Genomic DNA, 18,769 nt, shown 5'->3' on the forward strand with positions numbered 1-18,769 from the left:
TACCCCCTAGGGGTATATAGGCCAGCCCGATGCACGTCACTGTGGACGGCGATGTCGCATCCGCTGAACACTCCACTGGGCCGCTTCGGCATCGTGACGGCCGAGGAGGGCCCGCAGCGCTGCATTGCCTCGATACCCGCGGGCGCGATGACCAACCCGCTGACCGGCCAACCGACCATCGCGGCGCTGGCGATGCTCGTAGACCACGTCGGCGGTTTGATCAACCATCACCGCAGGGGACCCGGCGAATGGACCCTCAGCAGCGAGTTGTCGCTCGAGGTCGCACCCGATGCGCTGGCGCATATCGCCGCGGCACCCGAACTCCCGGTGACCGCGACCAGCCGACCGTGCGGCCGCAAAGGCCCCAACGCTCTCGGGTTGTGCGAATTCACCCATCGCGACGCCGTCATCGCGACCGCCACGGTGCGCTCGTTCTACATCGCAGCGCCCGACCACCTCGCCGCGTTTCCCGACGGCCCGACGGGGCCGCTCCCGCCCGGTTCGCTTGCCGACCGGATGGCGGTGCGGGTCGCCGAGAGTGGCGGCGCGACGAAAGTCCTCGTGCAGGACTCCGATCCGGTGCTGAACAACAGCCTGGGCATCGTGCACGGCGGGGTGTCGGCGATGGCGCTGGAACTGGTGAGCTCGGCGGCTCTCAACGACGGCCGCGAGGATCAACCACTGCATACGGCGTCGCTGCGCGTGAACTTCTTGCGCCAATTTCGCGCTGGTCCCGAATCCCGTTATGAAGCAAGAGCTTTAAGGGTGGGCCGCAGCAGCGGCGTTGCGGAGGCCCTTGCCGTCGACGCCTCCGGTAAGCCGGCGATCATCGCCCGCGTCACCGCCTATCTCGGATAGCATCCGCGTCATGGCCGACCCCGACGATTCCATGCGGGGCGCCTTACACATCTGCGTCACGGCGATCGTCGCCGGCGTGCTCATCGGCTTCGTCGGCGGCGCGTTCCGCTGGTGTCTGCAGAGAGCCGATGAGCTGCGCATCGACGTCGTCGACTGGGCCCACAAACTGCCGGGCCCGGGTTGGCTGGTGCCGATGGCCGCCGCCGCGGCAGGCGCTGCCCTCGCCGCGCTGATCGTGCGGTGGGAGCCGTTGGCCGCGGGAAGCGGTATCCAGCATGTCGAGGCGGTGTTCCTGGGTGAGGCTCAGCCGCCGCTGATCCGACTGCTTCCCGCGAAGTTCGTCGGTGGCGTGCTGAGCATCGGGTCGGGACTCGTGCTGGGTCGCGAGGGTCCGACCGTGCATATGGGCGCGGCGATCGGAGCGGAGGCGGCACGCCGCGCCCGGCTACCCGACAGCGAGGTCCGGATGATGCAGACGGCGCTGGGCGGCGCCGGACTGGCGGTGGCGTTCAACGCACCGATCGGTGGCACCCTTTTCACGCTCGAAGAAGTCACCCAATCGTTTCGGCTGAAAACCGTTCTGGCGACATTGTTTTCAGCTGCCTCGGCCGTCGCTTGCTCGCGGCTGATATTGGGGAACCACGCCGATTTCGACGTCGAGTCCATCGGTGATACCGCCCTCGCCTGGCTGCCCCTTTTCGTGGTCTTCGGGTTGGTCACCGGTGGTCTGGGGGCCGTCTACAACTGGCTGGTGCTGTGGTTCCTCGATCACGTCGGCGCCGTTCGCCGGATCCCGACCCTGGCGAAGGCGGCCATCATCGGCGCCGTCATCGGGCTCGCGATGTTCGCCTACCCGTTCGCGGGCGGTGGCGGCGAGGACCTGACCCAGCGCATCCTCGGCGGACAGCACCTGGTCCTCTCCGCGGTCATCGCGATCCTTGCGGTGCGGTTCGTCGCTGGCCCGCTGTCCTATTCGGCCGCGGTCCCCGGCGGTCTGTTCGCGCCACTGCTTGCGGTTGGCGCGCTGTGGGGGCTGTTGTTCGTCGGCGGATTCGACGCGGTATGGCCCGGCGACGCAACGCAGTTGGCGGTGCCGATGGCGCTGGTCGGGATGGCGGCGTTCTTCGGGGCCACCGTGCGCGCACCCGTGACGGGCATGGTCGTCGTGACGGAGATGACGGCGACCACCGAGGTGCTCGTGCCGATGATGGCGGCGACCGCGGCGGCGGTGTTCGTCGCGTACCTCGTTGGCTCGCCGCCGATTTACGAGAGCCTGCGCGAGCGGATGTCCGACGCCACGCCCGACCGAGATCAGAGTTGACGCACGGTTCTAGTCATTTCGCGTGCAACAACTCTGATCTGGGCGGAAGCTTTCGGCCATGCCAACTACACACGCCACTTCACTGATAGACGGCGAGATCGTCGAGGAGAACGACCTCGGTTCGATCAGGCGGGTGACCGCTGACACGCTGCCGATCTTGTCGGGCCTCTCCATCAAGCGGATCGTCATCAACCCCGGCGCAATGCGAACCCCGCACTGGCACGCCGATTGCAACGAGCTCACCTACTGCGTGTCCGGCACGTCGTTCGTCTCGGTGCTCGACACCTACAGCAGGTTCTCCAGCTTCACGGTCAGCGCAGGCGAGATGTTCCACATCGACTCGGGCTCGCTGCACCACATCGAAAACGTCGGGCAGGAACCAGCCGAGTTCATCCTCGCCTTCCGCAGCGAGCGCCCCGAAGACTTCGGTCTGGCAGCGGCTTTCGGCGCGATGACCGACGCTGTGCTCGGCAACACCTACGACCTGCCCGCCGCCGACTTCGCCAAGGTGCGTCGGGACACCACCGACCGCAAGTTGGCGGCACGCACCGGCGATCCGGTGGTTCCGGCGACCGCAGCGTTCGACGACCCACACAAGTTCGCGGTCGAGGCGCAGAGCCCGCCGATCGGCATCGCTGTCGGCTCCGCGCGGCTGGCCCGCCTGCAGTTCTGGCCGGCTCTGAAGGACCTGTCGATGTACTCGCTGCGCATCCGTTCCGACGGCATGCGTGAACCCCACTGGCATCCGATCACCGCCGAGATGGGTTATGTGCACAAGGGTTCGGCGCGGATGACGGTGATGGATCCCGATGGGACGCTTGACACTTGGCGCCTGAAGGAGGGCGATGTGTACTTCATTCCGCGCGCCTACCCGCACCACATCGAGGTCGTCGATGCGCCCGATATGCACTTCGCGATCTTCTTCGACCAGCCCACACCTGGCGACATCGGCTATCGCGCGTCGGCGAGTGCATACTCCCGCGAGGTGCTTGCCGCGACGTTCAACATGCACATCGACGACCTGCCGAACTTCCCGTTCACCAAGACCGATCCGCTCATCGTCACACGCAACAATCCCGTCGACGAATACGCAGTCGGAGAACGCCAATTACTTGACGGGTGACTTCTTCTTCGCCTTGGTTGCAGCGGCCCGCTCGGTCCGTGCGCCCTCGTTGGCCAACTGACCGCCGGAGTTTTCCAGATGCGCACGCACGAACCACTGGAACTTCTCCAACTCGCCTGCGTGGCTGATGATCATGTCCTGGGAAACCAGGTCGAGATCTTCCAGCGTCTCGATGCACTTGCGGGTGTCCTCGATCACGCCGGTGTACACCAGGTCGAGCGCTGCGAGATGCGCCTGCACCGTGTCACGCTCGACGGAGTAGTCGTCCCAGGTGCGGTCCTTGATGATCGCGCCGGGGGTGCCCTGCGGCGACTTACCAAGTGCCGCAATGCGTTCGGCGACTTCGTCGGCGTACCCACGGACCAGATCGACCTGGGGATCGATCATTTCGTGTACGCCGATGAAGTTGGGGCCGACAACGTTCCAGTGCACGTGCTTGAGCGTGAGGTGCAGGTCGTTGTACGTGCTGAGCTGCTTCTGCAGCAAGTCGGCGACCTTGTTGCCGTCTTTCTCGGACATGCCGGGGATGGTGAACTCAGTCATGCGCGACGGGTACCCGGACCCGCGCGGCGGTAATCGTGGCTAGAGCGCACGCAGCTTCGGTATCGCTTGCCGCGCCGCCCGCCGCGGGGCGTGTGCAGGACCGGTGACCTCGAGCAGCCGGACGGCCCGATGGCGATGCGGCCGCAGCGGCTCGAGCAGTTTCTCCATCGCCGGGTCGTCGATCGGATGGCCGAGCAGCCGCCAGCCGACCATCGAGGCGAGATGGTAGTCACCGACACTCAGCGCGTCGGCGTCGCCGAATGCCCGCTGAGCCGTCTCCGCCGCCGTCCATATGCCGACGCCGGGCAGCGACATCAGCGCTGTTCGGGCGTCCTCGGGCGCACGGGTACAGAGCCGCTCCAGCGAATCCGCCCGCTGCGCACAACCGACGATGGTGCGGGCCCGGCCCGGGTCGACGTTGGCGCGGTGGAACTCCCACGACGGGACGCGCCGCCATACCTCGCCTGGCGGCGGTACCCGCATGTGGGCTGGCGCAGGCCCCGGCGCAGGCGAGCCGAACTTGGTGACCAGCGCGCGCCACGCACGACGCGCGTCCATGCCGTACACCCGCTGCTCGAGGATGGCGGGAACCAACGCCTCGAGCACCCGGCCCGTCCGGCCGAGTCGCAGGTGCGGCACCGACCGGTGTGCGGCAGCGATCGTCGGCTCAGTCGGCGCGAACCCCGACGCATCGTCGTCGGCGCCGAGCAGCGCTGGCAGCGATTCGACGAATTCGGTTGCGCCCGTTCCCCATACCTCACATTCGACGGTGTCGGGCGCCGACTTCGTGAGGCGCGCGGTGACCGGCCCGCTGCCCATCAGCGTGGTTCGCCAGATCGCCCCGTCGGCAGCGTCGTGATAGCAGGGATCGCCGCGACCGCGGCGCAACGGCGCCAGCGTCAGGCCCGGGCTGGCCGGCCCGTCGAAGCTGACCGACGTGTGCACCCGTTCAGGCTATGTGACGGTGATGTCGGCCTTGTCCGGATAGAACGCGACATGTCCCGCGATCTGCGCGACCGCCGGATACGGCTGCTGGTAGGTCCAGATCACGTCGTCGACGGTCGCGCCCGCCTCGGTGACGACGTGGTAGTAGCTGGCGTCGCCCTTGAACGGGCAGTACGTCTCGGTGTCGCTGGCCTTCAGTCGCGCGGCCACAACGTCGTGCAGCGGGATGTACTGCACGGCGGGATAGGTGGATTCCTGCAACGTCAGCGCGTCGTCGGTTTCGGCGACCAGGTCGCCGTTCACGCGCACGGTCACATGCTTGCCCGTCGGTTCGACGGTGATCGGATGCGCTTCGGTGGGCTCGAGTACAGGTCGGTCGGTCATAACTGAGCCAACGTCGGCACAACGGCCGCTGTTCCGCAAAGCCGTCGCTACGATCGCCCCATGACTGATCAAGGTGCCGCCTGCGCACAGGCCGAGGTGACCATCAGTGCCGACCCCGAGCGGGTGTATCACCTGATCACCGATCTCTCCACGCTTGCCGCATGCGCCGAAGAGGCCGCAGCGATGAAATGGCTGAAGGGCGACTCGGCGCGGCCCGGCGCGGTGTTCAAGGGGACGAACCGCAACGGAATCCGGCGGTGGAGCACCAAGTGCACCGTCACCGACGCCGAACCCGGTCGGGCGTTCGCCTTCGACGTCGGCTATTTCGGGATCCCCGTCGCGCACTGGCGCTACGACATAACTGCCGCAGGCGACGGCTGTCGACTGACCGAACGCATGTGGGACCGCCGGCCCGGCTGGTTCGTGAAGCCCGGCGGCCTGGCCACCGGGGTGATGGACCGCCCCTCGGCCAACACCGAGCACATCAGGCTGACGTTGCAGCGGCTGAAGGAGAAGGCCGAAAGCTAGTGCGGGCGGCCTGCGATCTTGTCGGCGATGACCGCGATCGGTGACGTCGTCTGTCGCCCCCGCGCCTCGTGCCAGTCGGCGGCCTTGTAGGCGAGGTACATGCCGCGTACTCCGATCCAGCGCAGCGGCTCGGGTTCCCAGTTGCGTGACCGATGGCCGACCCACGGCAGCTCGGTGAGCGGGCTGCGCTGATCGCACACCAGGTCTGCCAGGGTGCGGCCGGCGAGGTTGGTCGCGGTGACGCCATGGCCGACGTAGCCGCCCGCCCAGCCGAGACCCGTCGACTTGTCGAGCACGATCCCGGCCTCCCAGTCACGCGGCACCGCAAGTACACCGCACCAGCCGTGCGCGATCGGGACGTCGCGAACCTGCGGCAGGATCGCGTGCAGTGTCGCGGTCAGGTGCTCGATGGTGCGCTGGGGCACCGCGCCGTCGACGTCGGTGCGAGACGCGTATCGATACGGCACGCTGCGACCGCCGATCGCGATCCTGTTGTCGACGGTGCGCTGGGCGTAGAAGAACCCGTGCGCGGTGTCGCCGACGGTTTCGCGGCCGTCCCAGCCGATCGATGCCCACACGCTCTCGGAAATCGGATCGGTGGCGATCATCGAGCTGTTCATCGGAAGCCAGCGGCGACGCAGTCCCCGCATCCGCGCGGTGAAGCCCTCCGTGGCGCGCAGCACGATCGGCGCGCTGACGGTGCCGAGGGGCGTGACTGCGCGGCCGGACGCGATCTCGGTGACCGGCGACTTCTCGTAGATGTCGACGCCTAGCCGGGCGACGGTATCGGCCAGACCGCGCGCCAGTTGCGCAGGCTGGATCCGCGCACAGTGTGGTGTGTAGTAGGCCGAAACCACACCGTCGAACTGAATGCGTTGGGCGGCTTCGGTTTTGGTCAAAGGCGCGATGCCGTCGACCTTCCAGTTGAGTTCCTCGTCGATCTCGGCGGCCAGTCGGACTGCCTGCGCAGCATTGCGGGCGATCTGCATGGTGCCGCCCTTGACGATGCCCGCGTCGATCCCCTCAGCCGTCGTGATGTCGATGACTTCGTCGATGGCCTCGTTGAGCGCCTGCTGCCACGCCAGCACGCGCTCGCGCCCGTGCTGCTGGGCCATCCGGTTGCGGTCGCCGGGAACCAGGCCGGAGAGCCAGCCACCGTTACGACCCGACGCGCCGAAGCCGGCGAAGCGGGCCTCGAGGACGACGATGCGCAGCGAGGGATCGGCCCGCTTCAGGTAATACGCCGTCCACAACCCGGTGTATCCGGCGCCGACGATGCACACATCGGCGTCGCGGTGTCCTGGCAGCGGTGGCCGCGATGAGGGGTAGTCGGTGAACCAATTCGAGACGCGACCGTTGACCGGACCTGCTGTGGACACCGTCCGATTCTGGCAGGCACGCGGACTTGTCGGACCGCGGGTGCAAGCTGTGCTCCAACGACGACTACGAGAGGCGCGGCATGTGCTGGTTGTGCGATCACCCCGAAGCGACGCGCGACGACTACTACGACTTGTTGCAGGGAAGGATCCGCAAGGACGGCTGGACGGTGCAGTACGTCGAAAGTGACCGCAGGCCATACGCTTACACGGTCGGACTGCACGACTGGGACGTGCCCGAGCTACTCATCACCGGGGTATCCCGACAGCGCGCACTGCGGCTGCTGAACACAGCGGCCCGCAAGCTGGTCAGCGGTGAGGTGATGACTCCCGGACAGCAGGTCTCGCTGCCTGAGGGCCCTCTGATCGAGGTCGTCGAGGTGAACCATCCGGATGCCCACATGGGCTGGGCGGTGGCGTTCGGGGGACCGGAGATCAACGCACTGCAATTGGTATGGGCCGACGGTCGAGGGCGCTGGCCCTGGTCGGCGGAGTTCGCCGACGGACGCGCGACGCAACCGGTGCTGGGTTGTCGGACCCCGAGCGCAAGCTGGCCGTAACTACGACAGGAAGGTGCGGTCATGTGCTGGCAATGCGACAACCCCAACGGCACCACCGAGGAGTACCTCGACGAACTCCGCGCGTCGGTCCGGTTGCACAGTTGGGTGGTGCAGGGCGTCGAAGACGACCGGCTGCCGTTCGCCTACACGATCGGGCTGCACGACCGCGGGCTGCCCGAACTGCTGGTGACCGGGCTGCCGCAGGACAGCGCGGCGGGTCTGCTGAACGATGTCGCGGCGGCCGCGGTGGGCGGTCGCGTTTTCCAACCCGGCGCGCACATTGCGGTAGGCGATGGCCCGCTGCTGGAGATCGTCGAGGTGGACAACCCCGACGCGCACCTGAATTTTGCTGTGGCACTGGGCGGTCCGGATATCCGGGCGTTGCAGCTGGTCTGGTGCGACGACCGCGGCCGCTGGCCGTGGGCTGCCGGGTGGGGTCCCGGCCAGCTTCGGCAACCGGTACTGGGAAAACGCGCGCTCAGAAGGCGTAGCGGTGGTACTGGGCCATGAAGCGAAGGGCGGGAACGATTTTCATCGTCTTGAGCGTCCACCGGTAATACCAGGACACGTGCTCGAATGCATCCGATTCGAGGGCCGATACCCATGACAACAGTCGTACCCCGGGCACCGCCTCGGTGATGTCATCGGGCCCGTCGATGCCCCAGTGCAGCGTCGCTCCAGAGCGCCGTACCACGGTGTTCGTCCACTGCGACTTGATGCCAAGGCGGTTGAACGCATCGAACTGCAGTTCGCCGGACGGCGCGTGGTCCACGACACGACGCAGCAGTGCGACGCCGTCCTGTTCGGTCAGGTACATGGTCAGGCCCTCGCCGATCATCAAAGTCGGCCGGTCGCAAGGAATCTCCGCGAACCAGGCCGGGTCGGTGACCGAGCCCGCGATCACGTGGTAGTGGTCGTGGCTCGGGTAGAGCTGCCGGCGCAGGTGGGCGACGTCGGGATAGTCGATGTCGTACCACTCGACACCGGGTCCCGGTGCCAGCCGGAAGAAGCGGGCGTCAAGGCCGCAGCCGAGGTGCAGCACAACGGCTTCGGGGTGCACCGCGAGGAACTGTCGTGCCCAAAGGTCGAAGTGTGCGCTGCGGGTGGTCACCGCGGGCGAGTTCCTCGCCGTGATCGACGTCTTCTTCCAGTCGTAGTCGATGCGGTCGACGATCTCCTTCGCGAACCGGTCGCCGAGGATCGGATGCTCGAGGTCGGCGTCCACCGCCTTGGCGTAGAAGGTCGCCAGCATCGTTTGCGGTGCACCGGAAAGGTCGACGCGCAGTTTCTCCGTCACGTCGTCGACGTTAGTGGGGCGCCAAGGCCGAAGGCCAGCGACTAAACGGCTCTCGGCGCGCCGTTCAGCTGCTGGTCTTGCTTTTGCGTTTGGCGTCGCGCAGACCGACCCAGAACCGGGCGGCTTCGCGAATCGATTCCTCGACCGGCCTTGGCTGCCAACCCAATTCGCGAACCGCCTTGCTGTGGTCGACAGGCGCTTCTGCGCGCATGAGACGCAGCGAGCCCATCGACAGCTGCTCGTCGGTACCCCGCAGCTTCGCCTTGATGCTGCCCGCGCCCGCCAACGCGTACGACACGGGCAGCGGAATCGACTTGGTAGGAGCCGGAACTCCGGCCGCCTCCGCGGCGATGCGCACCACCTCGGCGTTGCTGATCATCTTCTCCGAGACGAGGTAGCGCTCGCCGACACGACCGCGTTCGGCGGCGAGAATCATTGCGCGCGCGGCGTCGTCGACTCCGACGGCCTCCAGTTCGATGCCGCTCATCACGAACGGCAGCTTGCCGAACGCCGCGCCGGCGATGATCGCACCGTGGGGTGTGCGGCCCCAGTCGCCGCTGCCGTAGGTCGTCGACACACACATCGCAACCACCGGCAGACCATGCTCTTTGGCATAGGCCAGCACGAGGTTCTCGGCCTGCACCCGCGACCGTACGTACGGTGTCAGCCCGCGATCGTCGCCGATGATGTCGTCTTCGGTGGCGACGTGCCCGCGCCGCCGGCCGACGGTCACATAGCTGCTCGTGAAGATGAACTTCCGCAGCCCCGCGTCCTTCGCGACGTCCAGCACGTTGCGCGTGCCCTCGACGTTGGTGTGGAACAGCGGCGCAGGATCACGCAGCCACCCGCGGGTGTCGACCACGCAGTAGTACACGTCGTCGACACCGGCCATCGCTTCGCGCAACGTGTCGTTGTCCCAGATGTCGCCGTGGTACCGCGTGACGGCCAGGTCGTCGATACCGATCGTCATCGCATTCGGCCGGACCATCGCCCGCACCTCATGCCCATCGGCGACAAGCTGCCTGGTGACATGCGAGCCGAGAAACCCGTTGGCTCCGATGACCAGTTTCGCGCTCACTTGGCGTCTCCGAACTGCCGCATCCACGCGGCGGCCTCATCGGGCAGCGTGCCCAGTTCCTCGGCTTTGCGGCACCACTTCCGCGTCGCCGCGACGAACCGCAGCGGGTTGTAGATGTCCTCCTGGCGACACCACAAGCCGTCGCCGGCGTAGGTGATGATCGAGATGTTGGTGGCGCTGATGATCGTGCCGTCACCGGGGTCGCGCATCGGGTTGTCGAGCTCGCAGATGATCCGCCCCGTCGACTCGTCGATCACCGACCACAGCGACGGAAACGACGTCATGTAGCTGCCGGGGAAGCTTTCCATCGTCGCCCAGATCCACGGCCGCACCTCGTCGCGGCCATGCATGGTGCCTGCCGCGTGTTCGACGTAGGTGACGTCGGGTGAGTACTGGTCAACCCATGGATCCCAGTCGCGGGTCCGAGCGGCGCGGTCCACCGTCGCTTCAAATCTCTCGAACGCCTCGGCCAGCTCGTCGCGAGTGAACGTCTTGCTCGTCACCTGAAGAACTAGAACACGTTCTACCTGTATTTGTCGAGCACCTCGTCGTATCGTCAGCGGGGTGAAGGCCCTGCTCGGGCTGATCTTCGCGCTCGTCGTCCTCGCCGGGTGCGTGGCAGAACCGCGCGACGCGAACTTCGCGGGACTTGTGGACATCGGAAACGGTCGAGCGCTGTTCCTGACCTGTCACGGCGCCGGGTCGCCGACGGTGTTCATCATTCCTGGCAAGGGCAGCGACGCCGAGGCCTGGAGCACCGCTGCCCCGGCGATCGCCGGGACGACTCGGGTCTGTGCCTACGACAGGCCCAACACCCGACAGGACGGGCCGCTGCGGTCCACGCCCGTGCCGCAGCCGCACTCCGTTGGGCAGGCCGTCGCCGATGTCGTGAAACTGATTGCGGCGGCTCGACTTTCGACACCGATGGTGGTTGTCGCGCATTCCTACGGCGGACTCATCGCCGATCTGCTGGCCCGGACCCACCCCGAAATGGTCAGCGGCCTGGTGTTCGTGGACCCGATGTCGGAGTATCTGCCGCGACTGGGCCGGGCAGCTCAGGACGCCGAGTTCGATCAGGCTGCGCGCACACCGGCGCCCGCTCCCGAGGGCGAGGCGTTCTTCGCCGACGATGCGTTCGCCGCGATCAAAGCCGCGCCCCCGCTGGCGTTACCGAGAGTGCCCGCCGTCGTGCTGAGCTCCGACGTCTTCCCGCCGCGCGCAACGGTCGGGCCTGACGACTTCACCAAGTTCCAGGTCCACCGCGCGAACAGCCTGTTGGCCGAGACGCTGTGGACCGACAACGTGATCGTCGGTGGCAGCGGACACAACATGATGCTCTATCAGCCCGACGCGGTCGCCACCAAGACCATCTCGGTCGTCGAGTTGGTGCGCTCGGGCGCTAGACGGCGCTGAGCACCTGCCGGTCGCCGAGCGGGCTGCTGAGAGGGACGACCAGCGTGCCGGTCACCGCCAGCATGATGCACATCCGGCCCGGGACCGAGGGCAGCGAACCGCCCGTCAGCGTGACGGTCACGGCGTCCGCTGTCTCCTGTGCGGTGGCATGCACGCCGTTGCAGGCGGGCGTCCCGCTGGTGAAATGCACCGCCACCGCGCGCTCACTACCGACGCGACTCCACGACTCGACGGGCACCGGACGCGGATCGACGATCGACGAGTTGTCGGTGAACGCGACGCCATCGACATCGGCCACTTCGGGTGGGGCGCTCGTCGCCGAAGCGGTAGGCGCACCCCAGCCGACGAGGACTAGGGCGGCAAGGACCACCGCGGCTGAACGCATCTATTAACGGTAGCGACAATCACGGGATTAACCGGCTGCGCCGCGCGGTTATAAAGGCACTATGTCGCACCAATACAACAACAATCCGGCCGCGGTCGACGCGCTCTCGCCGGAGCAGTACTACGTCACCCAGAAGAACGGCACCGAACGGCCCTTCACCGGCGAATACTGGGACAACCACGAGCCGGGCATCTACGTCGACGTGGTTTCGGGTGAGCCGCTGTTCGCCTCGGTCGACAAGTTCGACAGCGGCACCGGCTGGCCCAGCTTCACTCGGCCCCTCGATGCCGAGAACGTCGTCGAGAAGCGCGACTTCTCGCACCTGATGCTGCGCACCGAGGTCCGCTCCGCACACGGCGACAGCCATCTCGGCCACGTGTTCAACGACGGGCCGCGCGCCGAAGGCGGGCTGCGGTACTGCATCAACTCGGCGTCGCTGCGGTTCATCCACCTCGACGACCTCGAGGCGCAAGGATATGGGCAATACAAGTCTTTGTTCACAAAAGAGGAGACAGCGTGAGCGAGTACAAGAAGGCGATCCTGGCTGGTGGCTGCTTCTGGGGCATGCAGGACCTGATCCGCAAGCAGCCCGGCGTGGTGTCCACCCGCGTCGGCTACACCGGCGGGCAGAATGCCCACGCCACCTACCGCAACCACCCCGGCCACGCGGAGGCGATCGAGATCGTCTACGACCCGTCGCAGACCGACTTCCGCAACCTGCTCGAGTTCTTCTTCCAGATCCACGATCCGACCACGAAGGACCGGCAGGGCAACGACGTCGGCAGCAGCTACCGGTCGGCGATCTTCTACGTCGACGACGAGCAGAAGCGCGTCGCGCTCGACACCATCGCCGACGTCGAGGCGTCCGGGCTGTGGCCGGGCAAGGTGGTCACCGAGGTGACGCCTGCGAGCGACTTCTGGGAAGCCGAACCCGAGCACCAGGACTACCTGGAGCGCTACCCCAGCGGCTACACGTGCCACTTCCCGCGCCCCGGCTGGAAGCTGCCGAAGCGAGCCGAAGTTTAAGCAGCCCTGCGGCGCACGGTGATTCGGCCGCCGTCCTTCGGTGTGAACGCGATGCCCCGGAAGTGAACTTTTTCTTCCGGGGCGTCGTCGGTTTCGATCACGAAGTGCTGCAGGATCGTTCGCAACACTACGTCCATCTCGACGTTGGCGAATGCCGCGCCGATGCAGCGCCGGGTGCCGCCGCCGAACGGGATCCACGCCGTCGGCGTCCTGGTGCCGATGAAGCGGTCGGGGTCGAAGCGCTCGGGGTCGGGGAACATGTCGGCATTGGCGTGCACGTTGGCGATCGCGATCATCACGGTATAGCCGTGCGGAATTCGGAACTCGCCGAGATCGAAGTGCGGCGCCTGCACGTGCCGGCCTGAGAAGTCGATCACGGTCCGGTTGCGCTGCAACTCTTGAATGGTCGCCTGACGAAACTCGTTGCCGCCCTTGTCGTTTTCCTCCACCAGCCGGGCCAGCACCGCGGGGTGACGACGCAGCCGCTCGAACGCCCAGCCAAGCGTCGACGCGGTGGTCTCATGCCCGGCCCCGAGAAGCGTCAGCAGTTCATCGGAAACGTCCTGGCGCGACATCGGAGTGCCGTCCTCATACGTGCTGCGCAGCAACAGCGCGAGGATGTCGGTGCGCTCTTCGAGCCGCGGGTCGGCTTGGGCCTTGTCGATGAGCGCGAACACGGTGCGGTCGAAGTTGCTGCGGAACTCCGCGAGCTTGCCCCACGGACTGCGGCGCCCCGTGTTGAACGGCGGCTCCGGCAGCGTTGCCATCCGCGACCCCAACTCGGCCCACGGCGGAATGATCTCGCGTAGGAAATCGAGCTCCGCGCCATCGGCGCCAAAAACGGTGCGCAGGATGACATTCAGTGTGATTCGGTTCATCGGCTCGAGCGTGCGGAACTCGACGCCTTCGGGCCACGACGCGGTCTCGCGCAGTGTCTCCTCTTCGATGACCTTCTCGTAGTTCTTGATGCTCTGGCCGTGGAACGGCGGGGCCAGCAGCTTGCGCCGGGCGCGGTGCTCCTTGCCGTCCAACGCGAAAACCGAACCGGGGCCGAAGATCCGGCTGAGGTTCGGTTGCACGTTGATCAGGTCGTCGGTGCTCGCGAGGAACACCTGACGCGCGAGCGCAGGGTCGGAGACCACGACGCTGCGGCCGAAGAACGGAACGTTGATCGCGAACACGGAGCCGTAACGCTTGCCCGCATATCGCAGGAACCTGCGGCGGAACCCTGCCATCAGCACCATCTGGACCGGCTTGGGCAGGCGAATCGCGGGCGCCGTCTTGCCCGGAGTTGTCGGGGGCTTGGCTTCGACGGTCACTGCGGTGTCTGTCATCGGTGCATCACTCCCAGCCGTTTCCCTGGTACTTCGGTGTACCGTGGGTGTGTGTAGTACGGTACCGCTTGGTACCAGGCACGCGCAAGGGTTGCGGGGAGGCGAAATGACGACAGCGCTCGACACAGGGGCGTCCGTCGATGACCCCTTTCGCGACCGGTTGATCGACGGCCTCGCCGCCTCGATCGGTGAACGCGGCTATCGCGACTCCACCGTGGCCGACATCGTCCGGCATGCGCGCACCTCCAAGCGCACCTTTTACGAGCAGTTCGCCAGCAAGGAAGAGTGCCTGATCGAGCTGCTGCGCAGGAACAACGAGGACCTGATCGCCAACATCCAGACAGCCGTCGACCCCGAGGCGGACTGGCAGGACCAGATCCGCCAGGCGGCGGTGGCCTACGTCGACCACATCGGGTCGCGGCCGGCGATCACGCTGAGCTGGATCCGCGAGGCGCCGGCACTCGGCCTGGTGGCGCGGCCGCTGAACCGCCTCGCCATGGAGGCGCTGACCGACATGCTGGTCGACCTGACCGACAGCCCCGGTTTCCGGCGAGCCGACCTGACCCCGATCTCGCGCCCGCTGGCGCTGATTCTGCTGGGCGGCCTGCGGGAGTTGACCGCGCTGTTCGTCGAGGACGACCGCGACGTGCAGGGCATCGTCGAACACGCGATCGCGGCGGCCACCGCGATCCTCGGCCCCCGCTAACGCAGCATCAGCCGGGCGGACTTCTCCAACCGGTGCGCGATATCCGCGTACGACGCGTAGCCCATCCCCGCTCGCACCAGCGCGCCCGAGTACAGCATCTCCAGTGAGTCGATGATCTCCGGGTCGGTGTCGGATCCCAGCGCGGCGGTCAACCGGTCGCGAATGTCGCGGCCGATGCGCAGCCGAAGCACCTCGACGTCAGGGTCCTTCCCGAGCAGCGAATTCGTTACCGCACAAGCGAATTCGGGTTCATCAGCGACCAGCAGCGAGATGTGGCGCAGTACGTCCACCACCCGGGTGGCCGCGTCGGCCGAGTCGTGCGCCGCCGGTGGCGCGCCCGCGAGTCGACGCCAGAACACCTCGGCGACGAGGTGCTCCTTCGACGAGAAATACGTGTAAGCGGTGGCCGCTCCGACCCCGGCTTCAGCGGCTACCCGTCGCACGGTCAGGCCGGAGAATCCTTCCCGACTCAAGAGGTCCACGGCGGCGCGGCCGAGGCGATCGACGGTGTCGGCCTGTTTGGCGGTCAGGCGACGACGAGTCGACTCCAAGACCGGATCGGACACGTGTCCGGACGCTACTACAAGTGCCATTCACCAGCAACGGTAAGGTGGCCGCCAATGAGCAGCACAGACGAACTCTTCACCCTTGCCGAACAGGTCATCGGCTTCATGCCGGCCGAAGAGGGGCGCACGCTTTACGACATCGCGGTCAGATACCTGGGTGACGGCGTCGGCGTCGAAATCGGCACGTACTGCGGTAAATCGACGGTCCTGCTCGGCGCCGCCGCACAGCAGACCGGCGGGGTGATCTACACCGTCGACCATCACCACGGCTCGGAGGAACATCAGCCGGGCTGGGAGTATCACGATGCGTCGATGGTGGACGACGTGACCGGGCTGTTCGACACCCTTCCCACGCTGCGGCACACGCTCGACGCGGCGGGACTCGACGACCACGTGGTGGCGATCGTGGGCAAGTCCCCGATCGTCGCGCGCGGCTGGCGAATGCCGTTGCGGCTGTTGTTCATTGACGGAGGGCACACCGAAGAGGCCGCGCAGCGCGACTTCGACGGGTGGGCGCGATGGGTCGACATCGGCGGTGCGCTGATCATCCACGATGTGTTCCCCGACCCGAACGACGGCGGCCAGGCGCCGTTCCACATCTACCAGCGGGCACTGGCCACCGGTGACTTCCGCGAAGTGTTGGCGACAGGTTCGATGCGCGTGCTCGAGCGGACGTCAGGAACGCCGGGCCAGGACCTGTAGCGAGCTATTTACTCGGCCGCTTCAACAACCCGGCGAGTTCCTCGCGACTGGCCGTGCCTGTCCGGGCCATCGCCCGGTAGATGTGGCCCTCGACGGTGCGCACGGACAGACACAACCGGTCGGCGACTTCGCGGTTGGTCAGGCCCTCTGCGATCAGTGCGACGATCTCACGTTCGCGCGACGACAGCGGCACGGGTTCAACTGCCTCACGCAGCGCGGGTGTCGTTGCACCGCCGCATGATTCGGCCAGCCCCGCCGCCCTGGCTGCATGTGTGTACGCCGAGCCCCGCAGATCCTGGCCGCGGCATATCAACGCGGCGTGCGCAGCCGCATCTGCCGCCGCGATGAGGTCGCCGATCTCCTCGAAACCCTTGGATACGTCGGCGAGTTCGGCTCCATCGCCCCTGTGCAACGCGCCGGCAAATCGGGCCACCAGTGGGGCGCGTGGCCCTTCGACAATCTCGGCCAAGGCTTGCAGGCGGGACTCCGCGGACGCGTGGCCGAACTGCGTCGCCGCCTGCAGACAGACCACTTCGGCCGCCAGCTGCCCATTGGCTGCAGCGGTATCAGCCGCCGCGAGCGCATGCGAAATCGCCTGGCTGACAATGCCTTGGGCCGCCGCGACCCACGCCTGCGCCAGCCCCAGCTCGAAGTCAGTGCAGCCATGACTGGGATGGCGATGCTTCTCGGCGCTGGCAAGTGCCGCCGCCGCGTCATCGGCTGATCCACGCATGGCCAGCGCGATCGCGTGCGGTAACTGGTATCGATACCCCCAGCCGTTGCTCTCAGCGATCAACAAATCGATCGGCTGCAACATCGCACATGCGGCCTCCAACTGACCGGCTCCCAGGGCGGCACGGCCTGCGACGGCGAGGCTGAGCACCTGAAGGACACCCGGCAGATCAGCCCACCGCCTGCGTAAGCCCTCGGCGGCGAGCACCGCATCACGCACGCGACCCGACTGCACCAGCAGGCCGACATGACTGGTGGTGATGACGAATCGAATGTTCTCAGCATCGAAGGAGCCATCCACGATGGCGTAACCCTCCTCGGCCGCTGCAACGCCGTCTGTCGTGCGGCCGACGTCTCCCAGTGCCAGGGCAATCTGCGACGCGGCCTGCGCGCCGACAACGGCGGGTAGGTCCGTCAGGACCAGATCCTGCGACGCCGCCAACGAAAGTTGTGGCTTGCCCAGCATGGCCCAATACACGGAGTGGAAGGCGTCGAGGCAGCCGTCTGCGCCGGTGCGTGAAAATACCTCGTCGACAACGGCTTTCGCACGACCCGGATCAGCCAGCGTGTAGATCAAGTTCATGCCGCGAACGAAGGCCAGCCGGGCATGATCGGCACCGGTGAAGCCCTCGGTTGGGACGGAGGCCAGTACTGCTTCGGCGTCCTCGCCACGGCTGAGCCCCGAAAGGTTGCATCCGCGAATGATGTACGCCTCCGCGCCGCCGCCCGCTCGGATGGCCGCGTCGGCAAGCCGATCGGCGAGCGGAAGATCGGCCAGCCACACGGCGCCGTGGGCGGCATTGACAAGCAGCTCGGGGTCCGGCTCCAGATCGGAGTCGATGCTCAACGTCGCGCGCCGCACGATCGTCCGCATGTCGTCGGCGTCGCTGCCGTTGGCGAGTTCAGCGGCTACACACCCACGCAGTCGGCGTAGGCGGGTCGATGGCGCTCGGTTGCGGCGAACCTCGCCGTAAAGCGGATGTGCCAACCGTGCTTCGACCCTTCCGTCGGCGCTGTCGAGCTTGATCAGGCCGCGCATGTCAGCCTCTTCCACCGCAGCGGCGTCGGTGATTCTGCACAGCGAAGCCAGCTCGATGGGTTCGCCCACCGCCAGCGCGTCGATCACCTCGCCGACCGCTGCCGACAGTGCACCTGTGCGCGCTTCGATCATCTCGACCAGGCTCGACGTCACGACCGGCTTACCCGTCCACGTCCAGAAGCCATGCCGCTCGGCGAGCCGCCCGTCGGCCACTTCTTGTTCAACGATGTTGCGCAGATACAAGACATTTCCTCGGGTGAGGTTCCACAAGCGACGCGTCGCATCCGCGTCAACGGGACCGCCCAGCGCCGCCGCGATGAGTGTCGCGGTTTCGTCGCGGGAAATCGGTTGAAGGTCGATGCGTTCGAACTGCTCGCGCGTCCACATCTCCTGCAGCCCCATCGGAATCGGCTCACCCTCGCGGGCCGTCACCACCACCTTGGCGACTCCGCGCTGCACGATCTGCTGCAGCACGAAGGTGGAGAGGTCGTCGAGCAGGTGCACGTCGTCGACGGCGACGACCACGCAGGCGTTCTGGCGTCTGGCGGTCAGCGCTTCGATCACACCACGCACCAGCTGCAGCATGTCGCCGGAAGCCGAGCCGACGAAAGACGCGAACGCGCCAAGCGGAAGGGCACGGGCAGCAGTGGTGGCGACGGCCCAGTGGACCTCGCAGCCACGCGACTCGGCGGCCGAAAGCGCCTCCCTGGCGATCCGGCTCTTGCCGACGCCTGCGGCTCCCGATAGGAGTATCCCGGCGGTGTCTTTGTGTGCGATCGCCGCCGAGACCAGCTGCATCTCCTCCGAGCGGCCCGTCAGGGGCCACGTCAAGCGCACCCGAATAGCGTAAGAG

At 66.8% G+C, this 18,769-nt stretch carries 22 protein-coding genes; 11 read left to right on the forward strand and 11 right to left on the reverse strand.

Translation table 11 applies throughout. From position 1 onward, the window contains the following. The first annotated feature begins 51 nt into the window (after window positions 1-51). From GGC64_RS22500 to GGC64_RS22510, 3 genes are read left to right on the forward strand one after another with little or no spacing between them, the layout of a single operon-like run. Window positions 52-858, forward strand: coding sequence for a PaaI family thioesterase (locus GGC64_RS22500; protein WP_192724722.1), 807 nt, complete (start codon window positions 52-54; stop codon window positions 856-858). A 10-nt stretch (window positions 859-868) separates the two neighbouring features. Next, window positions 869-2,179, forward strand: a complete 1,311-nt coding sequence (locus tag GGC64_RS22505; RefSeq protein WP_192724723.1) for a ClC family H(+)/Cl(-) exchange transporter — start codon at window positions 869-871, stop codon at window positions 2,177-2,179. Window positions 2,180-2,237: 58 nt separating this feature from the next. Further along, window positions 2,238-3,302, forward strand: coding sequence for a cupin domain-containing protein (locus GGC64_RS22510; RefSeq protein ID WP_192724724.1), 1,065 nt, complete (start codon window positions 2,238-2,240; stop codon window positions 3,300-3,302). Here the strand turns inward: GGC64_RS22510 and GGC64_RS22515 are convergent. From GGC64_RS22515 to GGC64_RS22525, 3 genes are read right to left on the reverse strand one after another with little or no spacing between them, the layout of a single operon-like run. Further along, the gene (locus GGC64_RS22515) at window positions 3,288-3,845 is read right to left on the reverse strand and encodes a Dps family protein (RefSeq protein ID WP_192724725.1); all 558 of its coding nucleotides are present in this window, start codon (window positions 3,843-3,845) and stop codon (window positions 3,288-3,290) included. The genes GGC64_RS22510 and GGC64_RS22515 overlap by 15 nt on opposite strands. A 39-nt stretch (window positions 3,846-3,884) precedes the next feature. Then, the gene (locus tag GGC64_RS22520; RefSeq protein ID WP_192724726.1) at window positions 3,885-4,790 is read right to left on the reverse strand and encodes a DNA-3-methyladenine glycosylase 2 family protein; all 906 of its coding nucleotides are present in this window, start codon (window positions 4,788-4,790) and stop codon (window positions 3,885-3,887) included. Window positions 4,791-4,799: 9 nt separating this feature from the next. After that, window positions 4,800-5,174 carry a DUF427 domain-containing protein gene (locus GGC64_RS22525; RefSeq protein ID WP_192724727.1) on the reverse strand — a complete coding sequence of 125 codons (375 nt, stop codon included), beginning with the start codon at window positions 5,172-5,174 and terminating at the stop codon, window positions 4,800-4,802. A 60-nt stretch (window positions 5,175-5,234) separates the two neighbouring features. Here GGC64_RS22525 and GGC64_RS22530 point away from each other — a divergent pair, with 60 nt between their 5' ends. Continuing rightward, the gene (locus tag GGC64_RS22530; protein ID WP_192724728.1) at window positions 5,235-5,702 is read left to right on the forward strand and encodes an SRPBCC family protein; all 468 of its coding nucleotides are present in this window, start codon (window positions 5,235-5,237) and stop codon (window positions 5,700-5,702) included. On the opposite strand, the gene GGC64_RS22535 is transcribed toward GGC64_RS22530, so the two are convergent. Then, entirely contained in the window at window positions 5,699-7,081 is a 1,383-nt protein-coding gene (locus GGC64_RS22535) for an FAD-dependent oxidoreductase (protein ID WP_192724729.1), read from the reverse strand. The genes GGC64_RS22530 and GGC64_RS22535 overlap by 4 nt on opposite strands. A 26-nt stretch (window positions 7,082-7,107) precedes the next feature. Between GGC64_RS22535 and GGC64_RS22540 the strand changes: the two genes are divergently transcribed. Both GGC64_RS22540 and GGC64_RS22545 read left to right on the forward strand, forming a co-directional pair. After that, on the forward strand, window positions 7,108-7,638 hold the full coding sequence (locus GGC64_RS22540; protein ID WP_370582256.1) for a DUF4262 domain-containing protein: 531 nt from the start codon (window positions 7,108-7,110) through the stop codon (window positions 7,636-7,638). 21 nt (window positions 7,639-7,659) lie between these two features. Further along, window positions 7,660-8,148 carry a DUF4262 domain-containing protein gene (locus tag GGC64_RS22545; RefSeq protein WP_192724730.1) on the forward strand — a complete coding sequence of 163 codons (489 nt, stop codon included), beginning with the start codon at window positions 7,660-7,662 and terminating at the stop codon, window positions 8,146-8,148. Here the strand turns inward: GGC64_RS22545 and GGC64_RS22550 are convergent. From GGC64_RS22550 to GGC64_RS22560, 3 genes are all read right to left on the reverse strand, one after another. Beyond that, a complete protein-coding gene (locus tag GGC64_RS22550) occupies window positions 8,117-8,935 on the reverse strand; it encodes a class I SAM-dependent methyltransferase (protein ID WP_192724731.1) in 819 nt (272 codons plus the stop codon). The two genes, GGC64_RS22545 and GGC64_RS22550, sit on opposite strands and share 32 nt — an antisense overlap. 64 nt (window positions 8,936-8,999) lie before the next feature. Then, on the reverse strand, window positions 9,000-10,013 hold the full coding sequence (locus tag GGC64_RS22555; protein ID WP_192724732.1) for an NAD-dependent epimerase/dehydratase family protein: 1,014 nt from the start codon (window positions 10,011-10,013) through the stop codon (window positions 9,000-9,002). After that, window positions 10,010-10,516: a nuclear transport factor 2 family protein gene (locus GGC64_RS22560; protein ID WP_192724733.1), complete on the reverse strand. Its 507-nt coding sequence runs from the start codon at window positions 10,514-10,516 to the stop codon at window positions 10,010-10,012. The genes GGC64_RS22555 and GGC64_RS22560 overlap by 4 nt, the downstream gene beginning before the upstream one ends. Window positions 10,517-10,577: 61 nt before the next feature. Between GGC64_RS22560 and GGC64_RS22565 the strand changes: the two genes are divergently transcribed. Continuing rightward, entirely contained in the window at window positions 10,578-11,426 is an 849-nt protein-coding gene (locus GGC64_RS22565; protein ID WP_192724734.1) for an alpha/beta fold hydrolase, read from the forward strand. On the opposite strand, the gene GGC64_RS22570 is transcribed toward GGC64_RS22565, so the two are convergent. Further along, entirely contained in the window at window positions 11,413-11,811 is a 399-nt protein-coding gene (locus GGC64_RS22570) for a hypothetical protein (RefSeq protein ID WP_192724735.1), read from the reverse strand. The genes GGC64_RS22565 and GGC64_RS22570 overlap by 14 nt on opposite strands. A 61-nt stretch (window positions 11,812-11,872) precedes the next feature. On the opposite strand from GGC64_RS22570, the gene msrB reads away from it, so the two are divergent. Together msrB and msrA are read left to right on the forward strand one after the other, a co-directional pair. Continuing rightward, on the forward strand, window positions 11,873-12,331 hold the full coding sequence (gene msrB / locus GGC64_RS22575) for a peptide-methionine (R)-S-oxide reductase MsrB (protein ID WP_192724736.1): 459 nt from the start codon (window positions 11,873-11,875) through the stop codon (window positions 12,329-12,331). Next, window positions 12,328-12,837 (forward strand): peptide-methionine (S)-S-oxide reductase MsrA, encoded by a 510-nt coding sequence (gene msrA / locus GGC64_RS22580; protein ID WP_192724737.1) that lies wholly within the window; start codon window positions 12,328-12,330, stop codon window positions 12,835-12,837. The genes msrB and msrA overlap by 4 nt, the downstream gene beginning before the upstream one ends. Here msrA and GGC64_RS22585 read toward each other — a convergent pair. Continuing rightward, the gene (locus tag GGC64_RS22585; RefSeq protein WP_192724738.1) at window positions 12,834-14,171 is read right to left on the reverse strand and encodes a cytochrome P450; all 1,338 of its coding nucleotides are present in this window, start codon (window positions 14,169-14,171) and stop codon (window positions 12,834-12,836) included. The genes msrA and GGC64_RS22585 overlap by 4 nt on opposite strands. Before the next feature lie 106 nt (window positions 14,172-14,277). On the opposite strand from GGC64_RS22585, the gene GGC64_RS22590 reads away from it, so the two are divergent. After that, window positions 14,278-14,877: a TetR/AcrR family transcriptional regulator gene (locus tag GGC64_RS22590; protein ID WP_192724739.1), complete on the forward strand. Its 600-nt coding sequence runs from the start codon at window positions 14,278-14,280 to the stop codon at window positions 14,875-14,877. Here GGC64_RS22590 and GGC64_RS22595 read toward each other — a convergent pair. Further along, window positions 14,874-15,443, reverse strand: coding sequence for a TetR family transcriptional regulator (locus GGC64_RS22595; protein ID WP_192724740.1), 570 nt, complete (start codon window positions 15,441-15,443; stop codon window positions 14,874-14,876). The two genes, GGC64_RS22590 and GGC64_RS22595, sit on opposite strands and share 4 nt — an antisense overlap. A 54-nt stretch (window positions 15,444-15,497) precedes the next feature. Between GGC64_RS22595 and GGC64_RS22600 the strand changes: the two genes are divergently transcribed. Beyond that, the gene (locus tag GGC64_RS22600; RefSeq protein WP_192724741.1) at window positions 15,498-16,145 is read left to right on the forward strand and encodes a class I SAM-dependent methyltransferase; all 648 of its coding nucleotides are present in this window, start codon (window positions 15,498-15,500) and stop codon (window positions 16,143-16,145) included. Between the two features lie 4 nt (window positions 16,146-16,149). Here GGC64_RS22600 and GGC64_RS22605 read toward each other — a convergent pair whose 3' ends face one another. Beyond that, window positions 16,150-18,753, reverse strand: coding sequence for a LuxR C-terminal-related transcriptional regulator (locus GGC64_RS22605; RefSeq protein WP_370582258.1), 2,604 nt, complete (start codon window positions 18,751-18,753; stop codon window positions 16,150-16,152). Window positions 18,754-18,769: the final 16 nt, after the last annotated feature.

Origin of the sequence: Mycobacterium sp. OAS707 (genome assembly GCF_014873705.1) — a bacterium.
In the GTDB taxonomy this organism is placed as follows: Bacteria; Actinomycetota; Actinomycetes; order Mycobacteriales; family Mycobacteriaceae; genus Mycobacterium.

Coding starts and splice junctions, on each gene's coding strand:
- GGC64_RS22500 (WP_192724722.1), top strand. CDS start 52: ATGTCGCATCCGCTGAACACTCCACTGGGCCGCTTCGGCATCGTGACG.
- GGC64_RS22505 (WP_192724723.1), top strand. CDS start 869: ATGGCCGACCCCGACGATTCCATGCGGGGCGCCTTACACATCTGCGTC.
- GGC64_RS22510 (WP_192724724.1), top strand. CDS start 2,238: ATGCCAACTACACACGCCACTTCACTGATAGACGGCGAGATCGTCGAG.
- GGC64_RS22515 (WP_192724725.1), bottom strand. CDS start 3,845: ATGACTGAGTTCACCATCCCCGGCATGTCCGAGAAAGACGGCAACAAG.
- GGC64_RS22525 (WP_192724727.1), bottom strand. CDS start 5,174: ATGACCGACCGACCTGTACTCGAGCCCACCGAAGCGCATCCGATCACC.
- GGC64_RS22530 (WP_192724728.1), top strand. CDS start 5,235: ATGACTGATCAAGGTGCCGCCTGCGCACAGGCCGAGGTGACCATCAGT.
- GGC64_RS22545 (WP_192724730.1), top strand. CDS start 7,660: ATGTGCTGGCAATGCGACAACCCCAACGGCACCACCGAGGAGTACCTC.
- GGC64_RS22570 (WP_192724735.1), bottom strand. CDS start 11,811: ATGCGTTCAGCCGCGGTGGTCCTTGCCGCCCTAGTCCTCGTCGGCTGG.
- msrB (WP_192724736.1), top strand. CDS start 11,873: ATGTCGCACCAATACAACAACAATCCGGCCGCGGTCGACGCGCTCTCG.
- GGC64_RS22585 (WP_192724738.1), bottom strand. CDS start 14,171: ATGACAGACACCGCAGTGACCGTCGAAGCCAAGCCCCCGACAACTCCG.
- GGC64_RS22590 (WP_192724739.1), top strand. CDS start 14,278: ATGACGACAGCGCTCGACACAGGGGCGTCCGTCGATGACCCCTTTCGC.
- GGC64_RS22600 (WP_192724741.1), top strand. CDS start 15,498: ATGAGCAGCACAGACGAACTCTTCACCCTTGCCGAACAGGTCATCGGC.